The organism is Streptomyces sp. SP17BM10, from assembly GCF_036322405.1.
Lineage (GTDB): Bacteria > Actinomycetota > Actinomycetes > Streptomycetales > Streptomycetaceae > Kitasatospora.
In genome coordinates this window covers 168,150-190,933 of the sequence record NZ_JAQYXB010000514.1, presented here as the reverse complement: position 1 = coordinate 190,933, position 22,784 = coordinate 168,150, and the positions used below count along the sequence as shown (strand labels likewise).

General features: G+C 71.9%; 19 protein-coding genes, 1 pseudogene and 1 CRISPR repeat array. Of the genes and pseudogenes, 14 read left to right on the top strand and 6 right to left on the bottom strand.

Annotated features, from left to right (window positions below; translation table 11 throughout):
• Window positions 1-1,041: pseudogene (locus tag PUR71_RS10170) on the bottom strand (glycosyl hydrolase); the annotation flags it as partial.
• Between the two features lie 223 nt (window positions 1,042-1,264).
• Here PUR71_RS10170 and PUR71_RS10165 point away from each other — a divergent pair.
• Both PUR71_RS10165 and PUR71_RS10160 read left to right on the top strand, forming a co-directional pair.
• On the top strand, window positions 1,265-1,744 hold the full coding sequence (locus PUR71_RS10165; RefSeq protein WP_329926258.1) for a CYTH domain-containing protein: 480 nt from the start codon (window positions 1,265-1,267) through the stop codon (window positions 1,742-1,744).
• Window positions 1,745-2,007: 263 nt separating this feature from the next.
• The gene (locus PUR71_RS10160; protein WP_329926256.1) at window positions 2,008-3,804 is read left to right on the top strand and encodes an acyl-CoA dehydrogenase; all 1,797 of its coding nucleotides are present in this window, start codon (window positions 2,008-2,010) and stop codon (window positions 3,802-3,804) included.
• A gap of 116 nt (window positions 3,805-3,920) precedes the next feature.
• Here the strand turns inward: PUR71_RS10160 and PUR71_RS10155 are convergent, their stop codons facing one another.
• Complete coding sequence (locus tag PUR71_RS10155) at window positions 3,921-5,447, bottom strand: FMN-binding glutamate synthase family protein (RefSeq protein ID WP_329926254.1); 1,527 nt, start codon at window positions 5,445-5,447, stop codon at window positions 3,921-3,923.
• A 149-nt stretch (window positions 5,448-5,596) separates the two neighbouring features.
• Here PUR71_RS10155 and PUR71_RS10150 point away from each other — a divergent pair, with 149 nt between their 5' ends.
• Window positions 5,597-6,016: a hypothetical protein gene (locus tag PUR71_RS10150; RefSeq protein WP_329926252.1), complete on the top strand. Its 420-nt coding sequence runs from the start codon at window positions 5,597-5,599 to the stop codon at window positions 6,014-6,016.
• Between the two features lie 66 nt (window positions 6,017-6,082).
• Here the strand turns inward: PUR71_RS10150 and PUR71_RS10145 are convergent, their stop codons facing one another.
• Window positions 6,083-6,289 (bottom strand): ferredoxin, encoded by a 207-nt coding sequence (locus tag PUR71_RS10145; protein WP_329926250.1) that lies wholly within the window; start codon window positions 6,287-6,289, stop codon window positions 6,083-6,085.
• Window positions 6,290-6,297: 8 nt separating this feature from the next.
• Window positions 6,298-7,407, bottom strand: coding sequence for a cytochrome P450 (locus PUR71_RS10140; protein WP_329926248.1), 1,110 nt, complete (start codon window positions 7,405-7,407; stop codon window positions 6,298-6,300).
• 727 nt (window positions 7,408-8,134) lie between these two features.
• Here PUR71_RS10140 and PUR71_RS10135 point away from each other — a divergent pair.
• Complete coding sequence (locus PUR71_RS10135) at window positions 8,135-8,560, top strand: ArsR/SmtB family transcription factor (protein WP_329926246.1); 426 nt, start codon at window positions 8,135-8,137, stop codon at window positions 8,558-8,560.
• Window positions 8,561-8,575: 15 nt separating this feature from the next.
• Here PUR71_RS10135 and PUR71_RS10130 read toward each other — a convergent pair whose 3' ends face one another.
• Entirely contained in the window at window positions 8,576-8,950 is a 375-nt protein-coding gene (locus PUR71_RS10130) for a hypothetical protein (RefSeq protein WP_329926244.1), read from the bottom strand.
• Between the two features lie 230 nt (window positions 8,951-9,180).
• Between PUR71_RS10130 and PUR71_RS10125 the strand changes: the two genes are divergently transcribed.
• The 8 genes from PUR71_RS10125 (at window position 9,181) to PUR71_RS10090 (ending at window position 15,262) form a co-directional block, all read left to right on the top strand.
• Window positions 9,181-9,375, top strand: coding sequence for a hypothetical protein (locus PUR71_RS10125; protein ID WP_329926242.1), 195 nt, complete (start codon window positions 9,181-9,183; stop codon window positions 9,373-9,375).
• A 3-nt stretch (window positions 9,376-9,378) separates the two neighbouring features.
• Window positions 9,379-11,103 (top strand): SulP family inorganic anion transporter, encoded by a 1,725-nt coding sequence (locus PUR71_RS10120; RefSeq protein WP_329926241.1) that lies wholly within the window; start codon window positions 9,379-9,381, stop codon window positions 11,101-11,103.
• A gap of 22 nt (window positions 11,104-11,125) precedes the next feature.
• Window positions 11,126-11,620 carry an ATP-binding protein gene (locus PUR71_RS10115; RefSeq protein ID WP_329926239.1) on the top strand — a complete coding sequence of 165 codons (495 nt, stop codon included), beginning with the start codon at window positions 11,126-11,128 and terminating at the stop codon, window positions 11,618-11,620.
• A gap of 233 nt (window positions 11,621-11,853) precedes the next feature.
• Window positions 11,854-12,213, top strand: a complete 360-nt coding sequence (locus PUR71_RS10110; RefSeq protein ID WP_329926238.1) for a zinc ribbon domain-containing protein YjdM — start codon at window positions 11,854-11,856, stop codon at window positions 12,211-12,213.
• 361 nt (window positions 12,214-12,574) lie between these two features.
• A complete protein-coding gene (locus tag PUR71_RS10105) occupies window positions 12,575-12,874 on the top strand; it encodes a PadR family transcriptional regulator (RefSeq protein WP_329926236.1) in 300 nt (99 codons plus the stop codon).
• Window positions 12,871-13,653, top strand: coding sequence for a hypothetical protein (locus PUR71_RS10100; RefSeq protein WP_329926234.1), 783 nt, complete (start codon window positions 12,871-12,873; stop codon window positions 13,651-13,653). Before PUR71_RS10105 ends, PUR71_RS10100 begins: the two co-directional genes overlap by 4 nt.
• A 43-nt stretch (window positions 13,654-13,696) precedes the next feature.
• Window positions 13,697-14,473 carry a polyprenyl diphosphate synthase gene (gene uppS, locus PUR71_RS10095; protein ID WP_329926232.1) on the top strand — a complete coding sequence of 259 codons (777 nt, stop codon included), beginning with the start codon at window positions 13,697-13,699 and terminating at the stop codon, window positions 14,471-14,473.
• Window positions 14,474-14,494: 21 nt separating this feature from the next.
• On the top strand, window positions 14,495-15,262 hold the full coding sequence (locus PUR71_RS10090; RefSeq protein ID WP_329926230.1) for a class I SAM-dependent methyltransferase: 768 nt from the start codon (window positions 14,495-14,497) through the stop codon (window positions 15,260-15,262).
• Between the two features lie 545 nt (window positions 15,263-15,807).
• Here PUR71_RS10090 and PUR71_RS10085 read toward each other — a convergent pair.
• Window positions 15,808-18,039, bottom strand: a complete 2,232-nt coding sequence (locus tag PUR71_RS10085; RefSeq protein WP_329926228.1) for a hypothetical protein — start codon at window positions 18,037-18,039, stop codon at window positions 15,808-15,810.
• A gap of 762 nt (window positions 18,040-18,801) precedes the next feature.
• Window positions 18,802-19,651: a CRISPR direct-repeat array (repeat unit 30 nt; unit sequence GTCCTCATCGCCCCTCGGAGGGGTAACAAC).
• Window positions 19,652-19,989: 338 nt separating this feature from the next.
• Between PUR71_RS10085 and PUR71_RS10080 the strand changes: the two genes are divergently transcribed.
• A complete protein-coding gene (locus PUR71_RS10080; RefSeq protein ID WP_329926227.1) occupies window positions 19,990-20,253 on the top strand; it encodes a hypothetical protein in 264 nt (87 codons plus the stop codon).
• Window positions 20,254-20,268: 15 nt separating this feature from the next.
• A complete protein-coding gene (locus tag PUR71_RS10075; RefSeq protein WP_329926225.1) occupies window positions 20,269-22,734 on the top strand; it encodes a DUF6493 family protein in 2,466 nt (821 codons plus the stop codon).
• Window positions 22,735-22,784 lie beyond the last annotated feature (50 nt).

The following is a 22,784-nucleotide window of genomic DNA, read 5'->3' as shown; positions in this document are numbered from 1 at the left end:
GGCCTTGCTGTAGAAGCCGTTGTACGTGTCGCCACCGCGCCAGCCGACGGCCAGGATCACCTTCGACGGGTCCTTGGGATCGATCGCGATGTCGTTGGCGATGTTCTTGTACGGCGCGCTCGGGTCGGACGCCTTCGAACCGCCGGGCAGGTAGTCCGGGTTGGGCGCGAACTCCAGGGTCCACGGGCCGGTGAGCGTGGTCGCCGAGTGGCTCCACACCCCGCGGCTGGTCGCCGCCCACACCTTGCCGCCGCCGAAGCGCAGCGCGTGGATGATCGTCGACTCCAGCTCGGCGCCGCCGACCCGGTTGCCCGGCTGGAACGTGCCGTGCTTGGGGTCGGACAGCACGTACACGCCGGTGCCGACGTACGACGTGGCGCCGGTGTTGGACTCGCCGGTGGCGTACCAGAGCCGCCCGCCGTCGTCGAGGTTCAGCGAACCGGTGGAGAGGGACGGCAGCTTGTCCGCGATCGGCTCCCAGTGCCCGCCGCCGGTGCGCGAGCGGAACACGCCGCCGTTCGCCCCGCCCGCGTAGACGTACCCGTCGTCGTCGGCCGCGATGCCGGTGATCTGGCCGGTGGTGTAACCGGCGCCGCCGCTGGAGTTGGAGTTGACGTCCCGGTAGCGCGGGTCGTCCTCGTTGTACGGCTTGTCGGTGACGTGTTTCCAGCTGCCGTCGGTGTGCGGCATGGACTGGAGCTGCGCCCAGGCCGCGCCGTACGCGCCGGGCGCGACGACGCCGGGGGCGGTGCGGGCCTCGGTGTACTGCGCGGTGCCCTCGGCGGAGTTCTCCGCCTCGTCGGCGCCGCCGTCGTCCCCGCCGCCGGACTCGCCCTTGGCGGCGAAAGCGGCTCTGGTGGTGTCGGTTCCGGTGCCCACGCCCTTCACCTTGGCGGCGTGCTTGTGGCCCACCTCGGCCAGGTGCTGGGCCGGGTTGGGGAGTCGGGTGGTGGGTGTGGCGAGGGCCTGGGTGGTGGTCAGGCCGAGCGCGGTGAGGGTGACGGCGGGAAGCAGCAGACGTCGGCGTTGCCTGGTGGGCACGGTGGGGGGTCCTCCCGGTGAGGCGGGTCGCGCGGTCGCGCTGTCCCGGCGGAAACAGAACCGAAGCCTTGCGGCTCACGGGACGGGAGTGAAGCGAATACGCATAACGAATGCTTAAAAACAAATCAGTTAAGAAAGTTGAAGGAAAACAGAAAAGCCCCGTCTGGGGGGTTTGCTCCTCCGAGACGGGTATGACGGCACGGTGACAAGGAAAGGAGACCGGATGCCGAGCGAGATCGAGCGCAAGTTCCTGGTCGACCGCGTCCCCGGGACGGCCGGTGCCGTCTCGACGGCCATCAGCCAGGGCTATCTCACCCGCGGCGGCGATTCCGAGGTGCGGATCCGCCGGACGCCCACGGGCTCCACGCTGACGGTCAAGCACGGCGGAGGCCTGGAACGCGCAGAATTCGAGACCGCCCTGACCGAGGAGCAGTCAGCGGCCCTGTGGCCCGCCACGGAGGGCGCGCGGCTGACGAAGGTCCGCACCGAGGTCCCGCTGGAGGACGGCCGCACCGCCTACCTCGACACCTACGAGGGCGTCCTGGCGGGCCTGGTCACCGTCGAGGTCGAATTCGACGCCACCGCCGAGGCGACGGCCTTCGAACCCCCCGACTGGTTCGGCGCCGACGTCACCGGCCGCGGCGAGTACAACAACCGCAACCTGTGCCTGCGCAGCAGCCCGCCGACCGAGCCCACCGCATGACGGACGGCCCGACCACCGCCCCGGGTCAGGTCGAGTCCCCGGGATGACGCGGATGCCCGCGGTGTGGTGGGCGGGCTCCGCGAGCCCGGGTGGCGCCGGGCCCACTCGGCGCAGGAGACGTCCGGGTGGTCATCGTGCGGTCGGCACATCGTGGACGTGGGCCCCGACGCCGGGATCGCGCTCGGGTAGCCTCGGGCGCGGCTCGTCGGCGTCCGGCGGGCCGGGCCGCGGTTCGCTCCCACGAGTTGAAAGGCATGACCCCGATGACCTCTCTGCTGCTCTCCCGCCGCGACCTCGACTTCCTGCTCTACGAATGGCTGGACGTCCCCGCGCTCACCGCCCGGCCGCGCTACGCCGACCACTCGCGCGAGACCTTCGACGCGGCCCTGGACCTGAGCGAGCAGGTCGCCACCCGGCACTTCGCGCCGCACAACAAGAAGAACGACGCCGAGGAGCCGACCTTCGACGGCGAGCGGGTCCACCTGATCCCGGAGGTCAAGGAGGCGCTGACGGTCTTCGCCGGCACCGGCCTGCTCGCCAGCGCCATGGACTACGAGGTCGGCGGCGCGCAGCTGCCCTCCGTCGTGGCCGGCGCCTGCTTCGCGTGGTTCCAGGCCGCCAACACGGCGACGTCCGGCTACCCCTTCCTCACCGCGGGGAACGCCAACCTGCTGCTGGCGCACGGCAGCCGCGACCAGATCGACACCTACGTTCGGCCCATGCTGGAGGGCCGGTTCTTCGGCACCATGTGCCTGTCGGAGCCGCAGGCCGGGTCCTCCCTCGCCGACATCCGCACCCGGGCCGAGCCGCGGGAGGACGGCACCTACCGGTTGTTCGGCAACAAGATGTGGATCTCGGCCGGCGAGCACGAGCTCGGCGAGAACATCGTCCACCTGGTGCTGGCCAGGATCCCCGGCGGCCCGCCCGGTGTGAAGGGCCTGTCGCTGTTCATCGTGCCCAAGGTGCTGGTCCGCGCCGACGGCTCGCTCGGCGAGCGCAACGACGTCGTGCTCGCCGGGCTCAACCACAAGATGGGCTTCCGGGGGACCACCAACACGCTGCTCAACTTCGGCGAGGGCGTCCACCGGCCGGGCGGCGAACCCGGCGCCGTGGGCCACCTGGTCGGCGAGCCGCACCACGGCCTGGCGTACATGTTCCACATGATGAACGAGGCCCGGATCGGCGTCGGACTCGGCGCCACCGCCCTCGGCTACACCGGCTACCTGCACGCCCTGGAATACGCCCGCACCCGCCCGCAGGGGCGTCCGCTCACCGGTCGGGACCCGAACGCGCCCCAGGTGCCGATCATCGCCCACGCCGACGTCCGCCGCATGCTGCTCGCCCAGAAGTCCTACGCGGAAGGCGCGTTGGCGCTCGTCCTGTACTGCGGCCGCCTCCTCGACGAGGAGCGCACCGCCGCCGGCGCCGAGGACCGGGCCCGCGCCAAGCTCCTGCTGGACGTCCTCACGCCCATCGCCAAGAGCTGGCCCTCCCAGTGGTGCCTGGAGGCCAACAGCCTCGCCATCCAGGTGCACGGCGGCTACGGCTACACCCGCGAGTACAACGTCGAGCAGTTCTACCGCGACAACCGGCTCAACCCCATCCACGAGGGCACCCACGGCATCCACGGCCTGGACCTGCTCGGCCGCAAGGTCGTCATGGACGGCGGCGCCGGGCTGCGCCTGCTCGTCGAGACGGTGAACGCAACGGTCGCCCGCGCCGAGGGCGCCGGCGGCGACGCGGCCGAGTACGCCACGCGGCTCGACGAGACCGTCCGGCGCGTCGTCGCGGTCACGCAGCGGCTGTGGGCGACCGGTGACCCGGAGACGGCCCTGGCCAACGCGAGCGTCTACCTCGAAGCGGTGGGCCACACCGTCGTCGCCTGGCTGTGGCTGGAGCAACTCCTCGCCGCCGAGGGCGGCAGCGGGCCCTTCTACGACGGGAAGCGCCACGCCTGCCGGTTCTTCTACCGCTACGAACTGCCCAGGACGGAAGCGCAGTTCCGGCTCCTGGAGAGCCTGGACCGCACCACGCTCGAGATGCCCGACGACGCGTTCTGAGGCCTGCCGGAATCGCCGCGTGCGCATCCTCGTCCTCACCGCCGGCTCCCGGGGAGACGTCGCCCTGCCACCGTTCAGCTCGGTGGCAGGGCTCGGCGCTCGTCGTCGTCGGAGCGTCAGACGGCGGGCTTGGCGGTGAGCAGCTCGGTGATCTCCTTGGCGAGCTCCGGGCCGAGCTCGCCCCAGCCCTCCTTGTAGCCGTAGACGCCGGCCAGCGAGCGGGCCTCGTAGTCGCCGTTCATGATCTCGATGTCGGCGGCCGTGATGAGGGCCGGGTGAGCGACGCCGAGGGCGCCCGAGATCTTGAGCAGCTCGCGGCGCAGCGTGCGCAGGTAGACGGCGGCGCGGGTGGACTTCGAGGCGGGGTCGAGGCCCCGGGCCAGCCACTGGTTCTGGGTGGCGATGCCGGTGGGGCACTTGTCGGTGTGGCACTTCTGCGCCTGGATGCAGCCGATCGACAGCATGGCCTCGCGGGCCACGTTGATCATGTCGGCGCCGAGGGCGAAGGCGACCGCGGCGTTCTCGGGCAGGCCGAGCTTGCCGGAGCCGATGAACGTCAGCTCGTCGGTGAGCCCGTGCTCGGCGAAGGTCCCGTACACGCGGGAGAAGCCCATCCGGAACGGCAGCGCCACCGAGTCGGCGAAGATCCGCGGCGCCGCGCCGGTGCCGCCCTCGCCGCCGTCGATCGTCACGAAGTCGACGCCGCGGTCGCCGCGGGCCATCAGCGTGGCGAGCTCCTGCCAGAAGTCCAGCTCGCCGACCGCGCTCTTGATCCCGACCGGCAGGCCGGTCTCGGCGGCCAGGAGCTCGACGAAGTCGAGCATCGAGTCGACGTCGCCGAACGCGGTGTGCCGCGAGGGGGAGGCGCAGTCCCTGCCGACCGGGATGCCGCGGATCGCGGCGATCTCCTCGGTCACCTTCGAGCCCGGCAGCATGCCGCCCAGGCCCGGCTTGGCGCCCTGCGAGAGCTTGATCTCGATCGCCTTGACCGGGGCGCTCGCGACGACGTCCTTGAGCTTGTCGAGGTTGAACGAGCCGTCCTCGTTCCGGCAGCCGAAGTACGAGGTGCCGATCTGGAGTATGAGGTCGCCGCCGTTGCGGTGGTACGGCGACAGACCGCCCTCACCGGTGTTGTGCATCGTGCCGGCGAGGGCCGCGCCCTTGTTGAGCGCGGTGATGGCCGCGCCGGAGAGCGAGCCGAAGCTCATCGCGGAGATGTTCACGACGCTCGCCGGCCGGAACGCCTTCGCCCGCCCGCGCGGCCCGCCCAGCACCTTGGCCGAGGGCAGCGGCGCCCGGGGGTCGTGGGCGTCGGGCAGGGCGCCGGCGAACGTGCGCTGCTTCAGGTAGGCGTGCCCCTGCACGTGCGCGACGTCGACCTCGGTGCCGAAGCCGAAGTAGTTGTTCTCCTCCTTGGCCGAGGCGTAGATCCAGGTGCGCTGGTCACGGCTGAAGGGACGTTCCTCCTCGTTGGAGGTCACGATGTACTGCCGCAGCTCGGGCCCGATCGTCTCCAGGAGGTACCGGGCGTGGCCGAGCACCGGGAAGTTCCGGAGCAGCGCGTGCTTCTTCTGCATGAGGTCGCGGGCGGCCAGGAGCGCCACCGCTGTCGCGGCGGCCGCGCCGATCTTCCGGGCGTGCATGGACGTTCCTCCTCGATGCACGGCGCCATCGCCGTCGGCGGGGCCGTACTGCCGTGTTGTGCATGGCCTTGGCCGGTGGACACGGCCGGTCGGGCACGGCGTCCGCCGGAGAATGCGGACCGATCCTAGGAGGCCGCCACGAGGCGCCCGTGAGCAGGGTGGCGCAGCAGCCGATCGCGATGGGCCAGGGCTGGTCGAACGAGCGCTACCGCGCGCTGTGGGCGGAGATCGTGGCCCGCGAGCCCCACCACTTCGGCGCGCACACCGCCGCGCTCCAGTACTGGTGCGAGAAGTGGCTCGGCGGCGACGAGTTGATGCACGAGTTCGCCGACAAGGCGATCGCCGACGCCCCGGCGGGCAGCCTGCTGACGGTCCTGAAGCTGCGGGCCTACTGGGAGCAGGTCCTGCGCGACGGCTCCGCGGCATCGCTCCACCGTTCCGCCGAGTTCACGGCGGCCCTGGACGCGGCCCTGGCCGACCTCGCGGCCGCCGACCCGGCCCACCCCTACGGGAACCCGGCCGCCGCCTTCGACGCCGCCCGCACCAAGGCCGCCCGCGCGGCGGCCTGACCCGGCCGCGCCGCGTCGTCCCCGCCACCGCGCTGCACGGCGGCGGGGACGCTCACCCCCACGGATTCAGCTCTCGCGGACGGTGATGGCCTGGACGGGACACCCCAGCGCGGCCTCCCGCACCAGCTCGTCGTCCGCCCGCGCCGCGTCGCCGGGGAGCAACTCCACGACACCGTCGTCGTTCTGGGTGAACACGTCGGGCGCGAGCCGCGTGCAGGTCGCCGCACCGATGCAGCGGTCGGCGTCGATCTCGATGCTGCCGTCGACGTCCACGGGGCCTCCTACCAGGTGACGGGCAGCTCGGACACGCCGCCTTGGAGCACGTGCGGGGGATCGGTCCTGACCTGCTCGACGGGCACCGCCAGCCGGAGCGTCGGAACCCGGCGGAGCAGGACGCTCAGCGCCGTCCCGGTGACCGCCCTCGCCAGGTTCTGGCCCACGCACTGGTGGACGCCGTGGCCGAAGGCGACGTGCCGCCCGGCCCGGCGGCCGACGTCCAGGGCGTCGGGGTCGTCCCAGGTGCCGGGATCGCGGTTCATCAGCATGAGGGAGACCAGGACGCCCTCGCCCTCCCTGATGGTGTGCCCGGCGATCTCGACGTCCGCCGTGGCCACGCGGGGCAGGACGTCGATCACCGTCGTGAGACGCGTCAACTCGTCGACCGCGCCGGGGATCAACTCCGGTTCACCGCGCAGTCGTTCCAGTTGCTCCGGGTGCGCCAGCAGCGCGAACACCGAGGCGGCGACGGTGCTGGACGTGCTGTCGTCCCCGCTGGCCATGAGCACCATGCAGAGCGCGACGAGCTGGTCGCGATCCATGCCGCCCTCCGCCACCGGTCCCGCGAGCAGCTCGTCGACCAGCCCGGTGCCGGGCTGCCGCTCCTTGCGGGCGATCACGTCCCGCAGACGATCGAGGATCTCGTCGAGGGTCGTCCGTGCCGCCCCCGCGTCGTCCCCGACGGCGGGGGAGAGCAGGCGCCGGCTGCGCGTCCCGATGTAGTGCCCGTCCTCCTCGGAGACGCCCAGCAGCGCGAGGTTGGCCGCGCAGGCGAGCGGCAGGGAGTAGGCGGAGACGAGGTCGGCCCGGTCCCCGCCGGCGAGCATCGCGTCGACGAGCGCCTCCGCCGTGCGCTCGATCCCCGGGCGCAGCGCGGCGATCCGGCGGATGCCGAAGGCGGGGATGACGAGCCGCCGCTGGTGCGCGTGCTCGGGATCGTCCACACCGCTCAACGGCGGCGTGAACCCGCCCGCCGACTGCTCGGCGAACTGTGGGGCGAGAGCGGGGAACGCCGGGTGCGCGACGTCGACCGACAGCCGGGCATCGAGGAGCAGGGCCCGTCCCTCGGCCCCGCCGGAGGCCAGCCAGACCTGCCTGCCGTCATAGAGGGTCACCCGCGACAGCGGCCCGTCCGCACGCAACCGCCGGTACCCGACCGGCATGCGGAACGGGCATTCCCGCGCCATCGGATAAGCGGGAGCCACGGTTTCGCTCGAAGGGGTACCGGTCGGTGACACGGGCTTCCTCGCCTTCCGCCGGGCACGTCGTGCCGATGCGAATCAACGGGGCGATCATGCCAGACCCGCCGCCGGAGAAGCCGCGTCGGACCATGACTCACTCGATAGAGCGGAAAGCATCTCAAATGGCCATCTCATGGGCGTACTTGACCTCCGGCCGAGGATGCCCGCGCGAGAGGCCGCCCCGGCGTCGGTTCCGGGGCGGCCTCGTGGCGCCGGTCCGCTTCCGGAGGACCGACGCCTGACGACCTTAGCAGTTGCTAATATCGTCAACTGCATGCGGGGTCAGGGCGCGCGGAGCGCGTATCTCACCGCGATGCCGCACGGCCGTGCCGTCCGCTCCGTGTCCGGTGCGGGCAGTCGGTGGTGTCTCTCGGCCTGCGCCGGGCGGGCGTGGCCGGTGCGGTACCGCGGGCGTTCCCGGCGTCCGACCCGTCCCCGTGGTCGCGAGGGCGCATGCAGCACCGCCGCCGTCCCCGGAGTTGTGCCTGGGGGCGGCGGCGGGCGCACCAGACGGGCGCGCCACGGGGCCGAGCGCCCGGTGCGGGGCTGACCTGCGCGTCCATCCCGCCGGTTGCTAAGGTCAACTCCTTGACGAAGATCGATGGAGATCGACGACGACCGGCCCGACGGAGACGGTGACGACGTGAACGCCGAAACGCCCACCCCGCCTCCCGTGGTCGGCACCCCGCTCTACCAGCTGAAGGCGGAGTTCTTCAAAACCCTCGGGCACCCCGTGCGCATCCGCGTCCTGGAACTGCTCAGCGAGCGCGAGCAGGCCGTCGCCGAGATGCTGCCCGAGGTCGGCGTCGAGGCCTCCCACCTGTCCCAGCAGCTCGCCGTGCTGCGCCGCTCGAACCTGGTGATCGCCCGCCGCGAGGGCTCCACCGTCTACTACCGCCTCACCAATCCCCAGGTCGCGGAGCTCCTGCGGGTGGCCCGCACCATCCTCGGCGGCGTCATCAGCGGCCAGGCCGAGCTACTCGACGGCCTGCTCGCCCAGCCCGAGGGCCCCGCCGCCCGCGACTGAGCCGGCCCCTGCCGCTCAGACCACCAACTCCTCGTCGATGCGTCGCACCTGATGCCGCGCCATCGCCAGGTTCGCCCGGGTCCGCTCCAGCACCAGGTACAGGAACAGCCCCTTCCCGCCCGGCGACGTCAGCGGGCGCACCAGGTGGTACTGGCGGGTGAGCGTCGTCAGGCTGTCCTCCAGCTTCTCCCCGAGCAGCCCGAGCGCGTCCGCCGCCCGCTGCTGCGCCCGCACGACGTCGGTGGCGCCGGCCGCGGCGACCTGGAGGTCCAGGCCGGAGGCCTCGCCCAGCGTGCCGAGCGCCATCCCGCTCGTGGCGTCGACCAGAGCCACGCCGACCGCCCCGTCGATCCCCATCGCGTCCCTGAGTGCGCCCTCGATCCCTGCCATCCGAACAAGTCCTCCCGACCGTCTCGCGTCGCGGCCGGCCGTCCGCCGACCGCGCACCGAGCGTAGGCACCGGGCGCTTCGTGGTCGTCGTTTTGACCGTTACTGATCACAACAGATCGCTACTGTCGGAATCCATCACATGCGAAACCAGCGACTTGAAAAATTCTTCATATCCATACATGCTGTCGTGACGTTGGACCGGCATTCGCCGGGGAGAGGGGTGGGAGATCGTGACAGCGGCGTTCGACGAGGAACTGCGCGAGCAACTGACCCGGGCACGCGAGGCGCTGCGGCAGGCCCGCGCCGACGGGGACGACGAGGGCGCCCAGGCCTACGCCGGACGCGTCGCCGGCCTGCTGTCGATCGCGTCCGCGAACGGGATCGATCTGCCGCACACCGCCGAGGAAGAGCAAGGAGAGAGCTGACCGATGGCCGTCCCCGCGGTCCTCGACGCCGCCCGCACCGCCGCCCGTGACCGGGTGCGATCCGTGCTGCCCACCCGGCGGATCCTCGCGACCATGGGCCGCTCGCCCCGCAGGGACCTGCTCGCCGGGCTCACCGTGGCCGTGGTCGCGCTGCCGCTCGCGCTCGGCTTCGGCATCTCCTCGGGCGCCGGCGCCGAGGCCGGGCTGGCCACGGCCGTTGTCGCGGGCGCGCACGCCGCGGTCTTCGGCGGTTCCGACCTCCAGGTCTCCGGGCCCACCGGCGCCATGACCGTCGTCCTGGTCCCGATCGTCGCCCGCTACGGCACCGACGGGGTGCTCACCGTCGGCCTGCTCGCCGGGGCGGTCCTCGTCGCGCTCGCCCTGCTGCGCGCCGGCCGCTGGATGGCTTACGTCCCGGTGCCCGTCGTCGAGGGCTTCACCCTCGGCATCGCGGGCGTCATCGCCCTCCAGCAGGTACCCGGCGCGCTCGGCGTGAAGAAGCCCGAGGGTGACAACCCGGCCGTCGTCGCCATGAAGGCGGCCCACGAGTTCGCCACCGCACCGCACTGGGCCGCGCTCGGCGTGGCCCTCGCGGTCGCGGCCGTGATGCTCGTCGGCGTACGACTGCGGCCCGCGCTGCCGTTCTCGCTGATCGCCGTCGTCGCCGCGACCGTCACCACCGGACTCGCCGGCCTGCCCGTCGCCACCATCGGCCACCTGCCCGCCGGTCTCCCCGCGCCCTCGCTCGGCTTCCTCGACCCCTCGTCCGTCCCCGCCCTGCTGCCCTCCGCCCTGGCCGTCGCCGCACTGGCCGCACTGGAGTCGCTGATGTCCGCCACCGCCGCCGACGCGATGAGCGTCTCCGGGCGCCATGACGGCGACCGCGAGCTGTTCGGCCAGGGCCTGGCCAACCTGGCCGCCCCGCTGTTCGGCGGCGTCGCCGCGACCGGCGCGATCGCCCGCACCGCCGTCAACGTCCGCTCCGGTGCCGTCTCCAGGCTCGCGGCCCTCGTCCACGCCGCCGTCCTCGCGGTGATCGTCTTCGCCGCGGCGCCGCTCGTCGCCGGGATCCCGCTGGCCGCGCTCGCCGGGGTGCTGATCGCGACCGCGGCGCGGATGGTCCAGGTCGGCTCGGTGCGCGCGCTCGCCCGCTCCGGGCGCGGCGAGGCCGCCGTCCTCGTCCTCACCGCCGCGGCCACGCTCGCCTTCGACCTGGTCACCGCCGTCGCGATCGGTCTGCTCGTCGCCGGCGTCCTGGCGCTCGCCGCGGTCGCGAAGGCGGCCCGGGTCGAGCAGGTCCCGCTGCACGCGGACCTTCCCCCGGCCGACCACCACGACGAGGAGCAGGCGCTTCTCGCCGAGCACATCGTCGCCTACCGGATCGACGGGCCCCTGCTGTTCGCCGCCGCGCACCGCTTCCTGCTGGAGTTGACCGGGGCCGCCGAGGCCGAGGTCGTGATCCTGCGCATGTCGCGGGTCAGCGCGGTCGACGCGAGCGGCGCCACCGTCCTCGGCGACGCCATCGCCCGACTCCGGCGCCGCGGCACGCTCGTCCTCGTCTCCGGCATCCGCGACGAGCACCACCGGCCGCTCGACGCGCTCGGCGTGCTCGACCGACTCCGCGCCGACGGGCACGTATTCGCCGGCACGCCGGACGCCATCGCCTTCGCCCGCAACCACCTGCACGGCCGGTCCGTGTCCGGCCGCCTCTCCGGAGCCTCCCGTTGACCGAACCCGCCGAGGGCGTACGGTGATCCGCCGCTGGCGCGACCGCCGGCACCACGACCACCACGCCGCCGAGTCCGCCCGGCCGGCCGAGCACCGGCGCAGCTACCGGATGAGCCTCGCCAGCACGTGGCCGGCCGCCCGGACGAGCCGCCGGATCACGGTGACGGTGCTCACGGGGTGGGGCGTGCCGCCGAGGACCCTCGTGCACGACGCCGCCGTCCTGGCCGTCACCGAGCTGGTCACCAATGCGGTCCGGCACACCGGTTCGCGCTCCCCGTTCTTCGACCTGCTGCTGGCTGTGAGCGGCACCCACCTCGAAGCCGGCGTCCGCGACGGCCACCCCGACCTTCCCGACGTCCCGCGTGCAGGGGACGAGGGTGGGCTGGCCGACGTGGCCGGCCTCGTCCGTCACCTCGGCGGCGAGCTGAAGATCCAACCCGTGCCGGACGGCGGCAAGACCGTCTACGTCCGCCTGCCGCTCAGCCCGCCCAGCCCGTCCACCGCGATCCCGCAGTAAGGCCGTCCTTGCGCTTCACCATCACCTCGTACGACGACCACGGCGCTCCCGCCGCCCCGCGGACCGTTGACCTGCCGACGCTCCGGGCCCTCCTCGCCGAGGCCGCCACCACGGGCCGGCGCCTGCACATACGCCCGGCGCCCCGGTCCTCTCTCAACGCCCTCGAACGTCCGCCATCACATACCGGCTGACCTCGAAAAACACCCCTGAGAACGACTGGATATCCTGAACACATGAGCGACAACCTCCCCCCGTGCCCGCAGTGCTCCAGCGAGTACACCTATGAGATGAACGCCCTCATGGTCTGCCCGGAGTGCGGCCACGAGTGGGTCCCCGCCGACGCCGGCGACAGCGCTCCCGCCGTGGCCGGCGAGCGCGTGATCAAGGACGCCGTCGGCAACGTGCTCGCCGACGGCGACACCGTGACCGTCGTCAAGGCCCTCAAGGTCAAGGGCAGCGTCTCCGGCATCAAGGCCGGCACCAAGGTCCGCAACATCCGCCTCGTCGACGGCGTCGACGGCCACGACATCGACTGTCGCATCGAGGGGTTCGGCGCGATGCAGCTCAAGTCCAGCGTGGTGAAGAAGGCCTGAGCCCCGCCCTGCCCGCGTACGAGGCCGCGGCCCGATCGACAGACGATCGGGCCGCGGCCTTTGCGTCCCGGCTACTCGTGCGGCGTGCTCCGGGTGGATCCCGGCGGTGGTGAACACCGGCCGGTCGACGACGGTGACGGAGTGGACGGACCGATCAGCGATGTCGCGCCCCCGGGGCGCATGCCGAGCCACTCCTGCGCTCGGGGGCGTATGCGCGCCGTCGAGGCGATCGACGGATCTTCTCCGGCGCTGATCGACCGTCAACTCCGCGTACAGGAAGATCCCGAAAGCCTCTTAGTACGTGGCGCGTAGTTCGCGCCGCGTAGTATGGTCCGTCGTCAGATCCGGAAGGAGCGACGACATGCAAGCCAACGACGCCCAGACGCTGGTGCTCTGCGCACTGGCCGACGGGCCGCAGCACGGGTACGCCATCAACGCGGCGATCGAGGAGCTGACCGGGGAGCGGCTCGGGCCTGGGAGCCTGTACGGGGCGCTGGCCAGGCTGGAGTCGAAGCGGCTGGTCGAGCCGCTCGACGGGCAGGGGCGCCAGCGGCCGGTGCAGTTGACGGCCCTCGGCCGCGAGGTGCTGGAACGCGAACTGCGCGCCATGGCCCGAGTCGCGGACGCGGGGCTCCGGCGGCTGGGGGTGAACCCCGCGTGAGCGTCGTCGCCCGGAGTCTGGTCAGGCTCTACCCGGACGCGTTCCGCGAACGCTGGGGTTCGATGGTGGAGGACGAGGCCGGCGGCGCGGGCTGGAAGTCCTGGCCCAACCTGATCGCGGGCATCGCCGACATGTGGCTGCACCCCGCGGTCTGGCCCGCGGACTCCCCGGCGCAGCGCCGCCGGCGGGTGGCCACGATGGGGATCACGGTCGCCCTCGCGGCCTGGTTCCTCGGCCACCTCGCCGCCGAGCGGGCCGACTCGCTGCCCGCCGGCGGCGTCCGGGAGGCGGTCATGCAGGGCTGCACCACGTTGCTGCTGGTCGGCATCGCACTGGTCGCGCCCCGGCCCCGGCCCACGCCGGGCGCCGCGCTCACGCTGCTGGGCTGGGCGGTCCGCCGCCTCGCCGCACCGACGCTCCTCGGCACCGTCGTCGTCATCCTCGTGCACAGCGGCGTCGACGCGGACGCCTCGCCGCCGACCCTGCGCACGGCCGTCCTCGCGGCGTGGTGGGTCGCCCTCGCCCTCGGCGCGATCCAGATCCCGCGCATCTTCACGGGCGTCGGCGCGGACGCCGTCGTCCCACCCGGCACCGGCCGTCTCCGGGCGGGCGTGTGGACCCTCGCCGCCGCCAGCGCCACGGGCGGCGCCACGATCCTCGGCGTCTCGCTCAACGGCTTCCACCTGCTCGGCGCCGGCATCGGCGCGGGCCTGCTGCTCCTGACGGGTGTGTGCGCCGGCACCCTGCGCGATCTGCGCGACCTGCCGCCGGTGTCGTAACCGCATCCGCCCCAACGCCATCCGACTTCGACCCCCTTGGACGGTGCCCATGCCCGATCTGCTCCGCTCTCTCTACACCCGCCGCCTGCGCCGCGAGGTCATGGCGGGCCCGCTGCCCCGGCACGTCGGGCTGATCATGGACGGCAACCGACGCTGGGCCCGGCGGATGGGCATGGCCGACCCGAGCTTCGGGCACAAGGCGGGCGCCGACCACGTCGAGGAGGTGCTCACCTGGTGCGAGGCCCTGGGGATCGGCCACGTCACGGTCTTCGTGTGCTCGACCGAGAACCTCCAGCGACGCGGTGACGCCGAAGTCGCCTACCTGATGGGCCTGATCGAGCAGGTGGTCACCGACCGCCTGACCCGCCCGGACGCCCGCTGGCAGGTGCACCTCGCCGGCCTGGCCGACGCCCTGCCCGACAGCACCGCACGCGCCCTCAAGGAGGCGGTCGAGGCCACCCGTGCCTGTACCACCGGCGCCCACGTCACCCTGGCCGTCGGCTACGGCGGCCGTCAGGAGGTCGTGGACGCCGTGCGCGACCTCATGTACGCGCGGGCCGAAGCCGGGGCGTCGCTGACGGAGGTCGCCGACACGCTGACCGTCGACGACATCGCCCCGCACCTGTACACCGCCGGCCAACCCGACCCCGACCTCGTGATTCGCACCAGCGGCGAACAACGGCTCTCCAACTTCCTTCTCTGGCAGAGCGCTTACTCGGAGCTGTACTTCTGCGAGGCGTACTGGCCCGCGTTCCGCGAGGTCGACTTCCTGCGCGCCGTCCGCAGCTTCGCCGCCAGGCAGCGTCGCTACGGCGGCTGAGCATCCACCGATGGGGGACCAATGACGAATCCATCCAGCAATGCCCCGCCCCTCTACGACTCGATCGGAGTCGGCTACCGCGACACCCGCCGTCCCGACCCGAGGCTGGCCGCACTCATCGGCCGTGCGCTCGCCGGGGCCCGGACCGTGGTCACCGTGGGTGCCGGAACCGGCTCCTACGAACCGGCGGACGCCGACGTCATCGCGGTCGACCCGTCCCGGGTCATGCTCGACCAGCACCCCGGTGCCAGGAAGGTGTGCGCCTGCGCCGAACGACTCCCCTTCGCCGACGGAGAGTTCGACGCGGCCATGGCCGTGATGACCGTGCACCACTGGCGCGACCCGGCAGGCGGGCTACGGGAACTGCGCCGCGTCTCCCGGCGCCAGGTCGTCTTCACCTGGGACCCGGAGCACCGCCCGGAGCTCTGGATGATCAGCGACTACCTGCCGCAGATCCGCGAGCTGGAGGACGCCCGGTTCACACCGCTGTCCACGGTCGCCGAGACGCTCGGCGCACACACCGTGCTCCCGTTCCCGATCCCGCACGACTTCACCGACGGCTTCCAGATCGCCCACTGGCGCCACCCCGAACGCTTCCTGGACCCCGTCATCCGCCAGGCCAGCTCCACCTTCGCCCAACTCCCCGCCTCCGTCGTCGAACCGGCGATCGCCAGACTGCGCGAGGACATCGACTCCGGCGCCTGGTCCCGCCGCTACGGGCACCTGCTCGCCCGCGACAGCGTCGACTACGGCTACCGCCTGCTGATCGCCGGCGGTGACCACCCGTAGGACGTCACGCACCGCCCAGGCCGACGGTCACTGCGGTTCTGGACGTGCGGGTGTTCGTGCGACGCGGTCGACGGTGTGGAGCAGGTACCAAGGTCGACTTCCAGAGATCTAGCGGCTCAACGGCAGCACGTGGTCGTGGTCGTCACGAACAGCAGCGTAGTCGTCGAACCAGGAGAGTGTGGTTGACCTACAGAATGACCTCCGACCCGGGCTCCGGTGTGGCGTCAGTCCTGCGGCTCGGCGCGGGCCGGGCGGCCGATCGGGACGAGGCCGATCTCGCGGTGGTACACGGCCGCATCGACCGCAACGGTCAGCGCGGACTCGAGAACGGTGTCGCGGACGCCGACGTCGGTGGCCCGGCGCCCCAGGTGCCGGGCGTGTGTCGCGAGGACGTCCGCGGCCGGTCGCCCTGTGCCCCGTGGAGGCCTGTGGAGGTCCTCGCGTCGAGGGCCCGGTGCAGCAGTGTCACGGCCAGGGGGAGCAGGGAGTCGTCCGCGTTGAACGTTCGGACCAGGGGGTGCAGGTGAAGGAGCTCCGGTCTGTCGTCATCGGGCTCGGGCAGGTCGAGGAGTCCGAGGTCGGCCATCGCCTTCAAATGACCCCACAGGCGTGTTCCGTCGAGTGTCGCGAAACGGTCGACGGTGGCGAGTGTGGGCGGATGCAGGAGACGCGTGTACGGCACGGGGGCGTCGGCGAACGTGGACAGCAGCCGGATCAGATCCCGGGCGCACGCCATGCCGCGGCGGTCGAGCAGGTCGAAGGAGAGCGCCCATGCTCCCGCGAGGGCCTCGTCGGGATCGAAGAGCCCGGGGCGGTCGGGCAGGGCGTCCAGATAGCCAGGCGCGCTGGATGGCGGCGTGCAGGGCGTCGATGAGGTGCTGGCTGCGTCCTGAGGCGGTGTCTGCCAGGGCGTTGGCCAGGGCGGTGCGCTCGGTGCGCAGGCGTTCGACTTCGGCTTGGGCGGCTTTGAACGCGGTGACGGCCTGGCGCCAGGAGGGGATCGGTTGGGCGGGGCCGGTGGGTGGCGTGGCTTCGTTTGCGGTGCTGGTGCTGGTGCTGGTGCTGGTGCCGGTGCTGGTGCTGGTGCGGCGGTTGTACGGGGTGCGGGTGGGTTTCGGGGTGATGGGCGGGATCCAGTCGCCGAGGATGGCGTTCATGCCGCGCAGCGGGGGCAGGCCTGCGTCGGTACGGGCGGTGGTCTCGTCTTCGGGCAGGCGGCCCCACCAGAAGCGTTCGCCGAATTCCTTCCGGTTGGTCTTATTGCCGAGGACGGCGGCGACCAGTCCCCAGGCGGGTGCGCCGCCGAGGAGGGCGGAGGCGAGGTCGGGGAAGTGGTCGGGGCCGTCGTGCCAGCGCCTGTGGAGGGCGGTGGCGCCGGGGAGTTCGGCGGTGATGTTCTCCACGGCGCCGTTGTTGGAGGAGGTGACGACGATCTCGTAGCCGGTCAGGCGCGGGTCGAGGGCGGCGACGAAGCGCGGGCGGACGCCCTGGCGGTCCTTGCCGCGCCAGGGACGGCCGACGAATCCTTCCTCGGGCCGTTTGTAGGAGGCCATGACGGTGGCGCGTTCGACCACGAGGGCGGCGACGAGGTCGCGAAGCATGGTGGTCTTGCCGGTGCCGGGAGAGCCGTTGACGGAGAAGAGGCCGCCTTCGGTGCCGTCGCGGTCCGCGAGCATGCGGTTGACGGCGAACTGCTGGCTGAGTGCGAGCGGGTGTTCGGGGTTGGCGGGCCAGCGTCCGGCGGGGACGAGGGACGGGCGGACGCCTTCGAGGACGGTCAGGCGGTCCTGGCGCAGGTCGGTACGGGTGTGGGTGGGGATGTCGTGGTGGGCGGTCAGGTAGGCGTCCAGGGCGGGGCCGAGGCTCTCGCCGCGGCCGTCGCCCAGGGCTGCGCGGACGCGGGCGAGATCGGGCGGCAGGAGGCTGTGGAGGAACGGCTGGTTGGCGGTGGGCTTGGCCTTGGGGTCGCGAGGGCGGTGGACGAGTCGGCTGCGGACGCGGATCGTGCGCGGGTCGAGGTGGTGCTGGACGCCGCAGAGCTCGGCGATCTGCGCGGTGAGGGCGACGAGGTCGGCGAGCGTGACGGGACGAGGGGCGGGGGCGTCGGCGTGGTATCCGGCCGGCAGTGCGTTGGCGGCGTTGCTCGCGGGCTCTGGCGCAGTTGCCGCCGGCTGGGTGGAGTCGGATCCGCCCGAGCGGCTGTCGTCGGCGGTCTCACGACGGGCGACGCGTGCCGCGGCCCAGTCGGCGACGCGGCGCACGAGCGGCTCGGTCGCCCCGTGGACGGCGGCTCCCGCGACCTCGCCGAACAACGCTCCAACCGCCCCTACAGCTGCTCCGCCCAGGATCTCAGCGAGCAGTTGCTGCCAGCGCCGGGCCCCCGCCAGGGTTTCCGGCGCAGCGATCACCGGCTGAGGAGCCGGCCGCGAAGCCGGCTGGTCCGGAAGGCCGGGCGCGGGAGGCTGCCAGGCCGTGTAGGCGATCGGCGTGGACGTCAGCTCCCCGACGGCGACCTCGAACGCCTCTCCCAACTCCTCGAAGCCGTCCAGCCACTCGGGTGGGGACGGCCCCGGGTCGAAAAGACGGCCAGTCGCCCAGCCGCACGCGGAGACGACGGACGTGTCCTCGATCAGCTGCCCGTGCTCGACGAGGACGAGGGCGAACATCGTGCTCTGCCCCGACAGCACCAACTCCTCCTCCGGCACCCCGGGGTCCGGATCGGTGCCGGCCGGCAGGACCGCGACCATCGCCTGGCGCAGCCGCTCCAGGTCGTACACCCCGCCGTACACCTAGTGCCGCCACACCATCCCGCGCGGCGCCCGCCACGCCGCCGTCACCGGATGGTCGGGCGCCCACGGCAGCACAGGCAGCGGCTGACCGGCGGCCGGCGTCAAGTCCAGAACGTGCCCCTCCGACGCCTGCGACCCGCTCGCGCGGCGACGACGCCGCACCACGGGAATGGTCGGCGGGCTGAACAACTCGATGGCCCGCCAGCACTCCAGCAGATCCGCCACCCGCCGGTCCCGCCCGTGTCCGCTCCGCACCCCAGTCCCCCCGTGTGCCGCAACGCGCAGCGCTCGTACGCCGCTTCGTGTGCCGATCAGCAGGCTGCAGAATCACCGGACCAGACGTGCGGGAGCCGACTGCCCAGGTCTGAGGTGAACCCGGCGGGCCGCATGGTCGGACGGGAAGGGCGTAGCCCGCGCCGGTGTCACCGGGACGTGACACGATGTCCGAGGCTCCTTGACTCCTTAACAGCGTCGCTCGGCTCGTTCCGTCTATGGCGTGCGTCTGGGCGCTCTCTGTGGAACAGCTGTCGCTGTCCCATCAGTTCACCCAGTCGTCAGGGATCGACTGCTCGCTTCGCGGGTGAGCAGTGGCCTCACCGGGAAGGCGAGCAGGCGGGGGGCGCGGCCGCAGCCCGACCCTGCCAAGATCTCAGCGCCACACCGGGCTCCTGAACGTCACCGGAGGCTCGCTGAAAAATCTGGCCCAAAACCCACTCGTGTGTAGGCACGGACCTGCGGCTTTACCGTGGGGTCCTCATCGCCCCTCGGAGGGGTAACAACATGATCGAGCACAGCGCCAAGGGCCGGGCCAAGACGGTCCTCATCGCCCCTCGGAGGGGTAACAACGTGTAGGTGACGGACGTGATGCCGGAAACGTTGAGGAGTCCTCATCGCCCCTCGGAGGGGTAACAACGCGAGGGTGAGCTTGTCCGTGCGGCCGTTCTGCCAGGTCCTCATCGCCCCTCGGAGGGGTAACAACATCTCGTGCCACCACGTGAGGCCGGTGGCGAGGGCAGGTCCTCATCGCCCCTCGGAGGGGTAACAACGAGGTCACTCGATCGAAGGACAACGGGTGGCACCCGTCCTCATCGCCCCTCAGAGGGGTAACAACGCGGAGAACGGCGGGGTCACGCGCCTCGCGTGGGCGGGTCCTCATCGCCCCTCGGAGGGGTAACAACCGGAGCAACTGCTGGACCTGCTGCAGATGGACTGGGAGTCCTCATCGCCCCTCGGAGGGGTAACAACGCGCCTACGACGACCCCGACCGCGACCCGCGCGAGCGTCCTCATCGCCCCTCGGAGGGGTAACAACGCGAGGTCCTGCACGCGGCATCCTCGCGCGGCTGCCTGTCCTCATCGCCCCTCGGAGGGGTAACAACCGGTCGGCCTGGCGTTCAGCGGCCTCGTGGGCGAGGCGGTCCTCATCGCCCCTCGGAGGGGTAACAACCGGAGGTAGATGCCGGTGCTGGAGCCTCGGCCGGGGGTCCTCATCGCCCCTCGGAGGGGTAACAACCCGGGGCCTTTGGCCGTCCTCGCGCTCACCGACGGGTCCTCATCGCCCCTCGGGGGTAGCAACCTTCGCCCCTCGGAGGGGTAGCAACGAACGTCAGCAGCCGACAACACCAGGCCCATTAGCTGGCAGGCCTCCTGCGACCCCGATCACCGTTGCGAGATCACGTCTGCGCGATGAGTGCCGCGCGGGCTTCTCGGGACGTAGGCACCGTGTCCAGCCTGCGGCTTTGTCGGGGGCAGGGGATAGGTTCTGCGCCATGCCGATACGGACACATGTCCATGCCGATTCACGGGGCGTCGACGTTCTCTTCCTATGCCGGACCGTGATTGTCAGCGGGACACGGGCTGTGGCGCCCGTCGGTCCGGTCGGCAAGCCCCGGTGATCCGGAATCGGAGCAGGGAGAGCAAGCGAGTGGATATGAAGGCGATGGACAACGAGACGGTGGACTGGGCCGAGCTGCGCGCCCTGATCGCAGGTCGCGTGCCGCAACACGTGATCGAGCGATTGGCCGGGATACCGGACTCCCGGCTCCGGCACCTGCGGGCGCCGTTGAAGGCGCTGCTCGGCGAGCTGCGGCGGGAGCTGGCCTCCCGCGACTCGGGCCGGTACATGGTGGCCTACGACCAGCTGGCCGCCACGTTCGTCGCCGGAATCCTCTGTGCGGGCACGCCCAGGGAGGCGTACTCCTGACTGACGCAGCGTCGCTTGCTGGACACCACGTGGCCTGTGGAGTGGGGCGGGTCGACCAACTCCGACCCCCGTCGCATCCTCGCCCTGCTGTTGCTCGGTCATCGCACCCGGGCCTGGCAGCAGGACTTGGCCGTCCGGCTCGCCGAGTGGCTCCCCACCAACCGGGGCCAGGCACCGTGGCTGATCACCTATGGCCTGGCGGCCTGGTCCGAGACGGTCCTGCCCGCCACCGACGGCTTCATCCGCGGCTGGGTCTCCCAGGGCAGTGGCATTCGCTACCAGCACCAGGAGATCTACGAGTGGTTCGCTGCGCGAGGCTGGCGCGAACCGGTGCCGCACCACACGACCCTGCTCTCCTGGCTGCGCGCCGAACCGCGACTCGCGGAGTTCGTCCCTCGGCTGTTCGAAGTCGATGGTGTCGGTGGCGAGTTCGTCGACCCCTACGCGGCGCGTTTCGGTGCCGATAACGAGTGGCCCAAGGCACTGACGGCTCTCGCCGAGGAGGGGGCGCTCGACCGGGGCGTACTGCTCGACCAGTGTCTGGCGAGGCTGCTCCGTGGCGACCGTCCGGGCAACCTGCGCGGCTTCGTGGCCCTGCACGAACAGCTCGCACCGACACCGGAGGAAACGGCGGAGCGCGCCGGGACGTACATCCGGCTCGCCGCCGACGCGGCGGGGACCGTGTCCAAGATCGCCCTGAAGCTGCTGAGCACGCTGGACTCGCAGAGGCCTCTGAATCCGGACGCCTTCCACGACCTGTGCTCAGCCGTCCTCACCCGCCCTGAGACGACCCTCGCCCGCGGGCAACTCGCATGGATGGACAAAGCCGTGCGACGCGATCCCGTACGGGCAGGCGCTCTTGTGGACGCCCTGGCCCTGGCCTTCGGCCACCCGGCGACAGCGGTGCAGGAGCGGGCCGTCGGTCTGGCCGCCCGCTGGATGCCACACCTCGATCCACAGGCTCAGGCACGATTGAAGGACGCGATCGGCGCGGTGGACGCCTCTCTGCAGAGTGAGGCCTCCCGTCTGCTCGGCGCAGCCGACCCGCAGCCGGAGATCCGGTCCCTGATGCTTCCTGTCCCGCCGGTCCGGACGATACCCGAGGCCATCGAGTCGCCGGCGGAGCTCGCGGAGCGCTTCGCGGCGGTTCTGGTGAGCCGTCGGTGCGACCCGATGGAGCTGGAACGGGTCCTGGAAGGTGCCGTGACCCAGTACCACGCGGACTGTGGAGCCGTCGCCGAGGCTTTCGCTCCGCTTGCCGCTCGCTATCCGGCCCAGCAGGAGGCCGGTCGCTGGTCGGTCTCCACGATGGAGCTGGCCTTGGGTTGCCTCTTGGACGTCCTCGCCGGACGCTCCTCCCACGTGGCGGTCCAGGTCCGTGCCCTGCTGCTGGAGGAACGCCTCACCAGCGTCGACCACATCCCGCTGCGGCGCATCTACGAGATCGCCAAGCGTCTGCCCGGCGAAGCGGTCCCATGCCTGCTCGCCACCCCGACCCTGGCCAGCGGGTCCATCGAGCCGGTCGTGCTCGCCGGCCGGCTCGACCGGTTCCAGGCCGATTCCGTCACTCCGTGGCCGGACGACCTTGAACAGGCGCTCCTTCGCCTGCCCGAAGACGCGCGGTCCGACATCGCCGGGCAGGTGCGGTTGCTCGCCGTCGGGGGAAGCGATGTCGTCGTCCTTCCGGTGTTCTCCGGATTCCACACCCAGGCGTTCGGTATCGACGAGTTTCCCGACGCCGACGGCTACCAACGGATCTCGACGCCCCGGGTGGTGCCGGTGATGAAGACGGTGGGTCGGCCGGAGGAGTGCACGCTCGCCCGCATCCTGGCGCAGATCCCCGACCCCCTGGAACCGCAGGCGTACTTCTGGCCCAACTGGAACGGACGCTCCAACACGCTGATCGGCCTGTGGGCCGGCCTCGCACCGCACCACGGCGACCTGATCGCCGCCCACGCGCTACCCACGTTCTTCAAGCAGGCCGACGACGACACGTCAGACACCGGTATCACCGTGCTGCCGCTATTGGCGGAGTCGGGAGGGAGCGGCGCCCCGGTTCTGCACCTCGCCCTGGCGTACGGGTTGACGGCCGCAGGGCCCAGGAGTCGGACCGCCGCCGTCGATGCGTTGCTGACGCTCGCCGCGCTCGACACTCTGGATCCGGCCCTGCTCGGCGGTCTCCTGGCGGCGCTGTGGCATGAGCACATCGCACGACCGAACCGCTTCCTGAAGGCACTCGGCGAGGCCGCGCGCGCGGGCGCCGCGGCGCAGGTCTGGACCGTCGTACGGACGCTCATCACCAGCGTCGCCGCGCAGCCGGGCCTCAAGGGCCTGCCGGATCTCCTGTCGCTCGGGTCCGAGTGCGCCGCCCTCGGCAACGTGCGGACCGAGTTCCCCGAACTCGGCGAGCTGGCGCTCCAGGTCAAGCCGGCGAGACTCGCGAAGGAGGCCGAGCGTTTGCAGGAGATCCTCCGCCAGTGACTTGTGCTCCGTGCCGTGCTCGCGCGGACGCTCGGGGGCGAGGCACGCCA

What these genes read in the sequence shown, in the direction of transcription:
- PUR71_RS10135 (WP_329926246.1), top strand. Translation starts at nt 8,135, where the DNA reads ATGGAGATCGACGACGACCGGCCCGACGGAGACGGTGACGACGTGAAC.
- PUR71_RS10110 (WP_329926238.1), top strand. Translation starts at nt 11,854, where the DNA reads ATGAGCGACAACCTCCCCCCGTGCCCGCAGTGCTCCAGCGAGTACACC.
- PUR71_RS10165 (WP_329926258.1), top strand. Translation starts at nt 1,265, where the DNA reads ATGCCGAGCGAGATCGAGCGCAAGTTCCTGGTCGACCGCGTCCCCGGG.
- PUR71_RS10120 (WP_329926241.1), top strand. Translation starts at nt 9,379, where the DNA reads ATGGCCGTCCCCGCGGTCCTCGACGCCGCCCGCACCGCCGCCCGTGAC.
- PUR71_RS10090 (WP_329926230.1), top strand. Translation starts at nt 14,495, where the DNA reads ATGACGAATCCATCCAGCAATGCCCCGCCCCTCTACGACTCGATCGGA.
- PUR71_RS10155 (WP_329926254.1), bottom strand. Translation starts at nt 5,447, where the DNA reads ATGCACGCCCGGAAGATCGGCGCGGCCGCCGCGACAGCGGTGGCGCTC.
- PUR71_RS10080 (WP_329926227.1), top strand. Translation starts at nt 19,990, where the DNA reads ATGGACAACGAGACGGTGGACTGGGCCGAGCTGCGCGCCCTGATCGCA.
- PUR71_RS10130 (WP_329926244.1), bottom strand. Translation starts at nt 8,950, where the DNA reads ATGGCAGGGATCGAGGGCGCACTCAGGGACGCGATGGGGATCGACGGG.
- PUR71_RS10160 (WP_329926256.1), top strand. Translation starts at nt 2,008, where the DNA reads ATGACCTCTCTGCTGCTCTCCCGCCGCGACCTCGACTTCCTGCTCTAC.
- PUR71_RS10105 (WP_329926236.1), top strand. Translation starts at nt 12,575, where the DNA reads ATGCAAGCCAACGACGCCCAGACGCTGGTGCTCTGCGCACTGGCCGAC.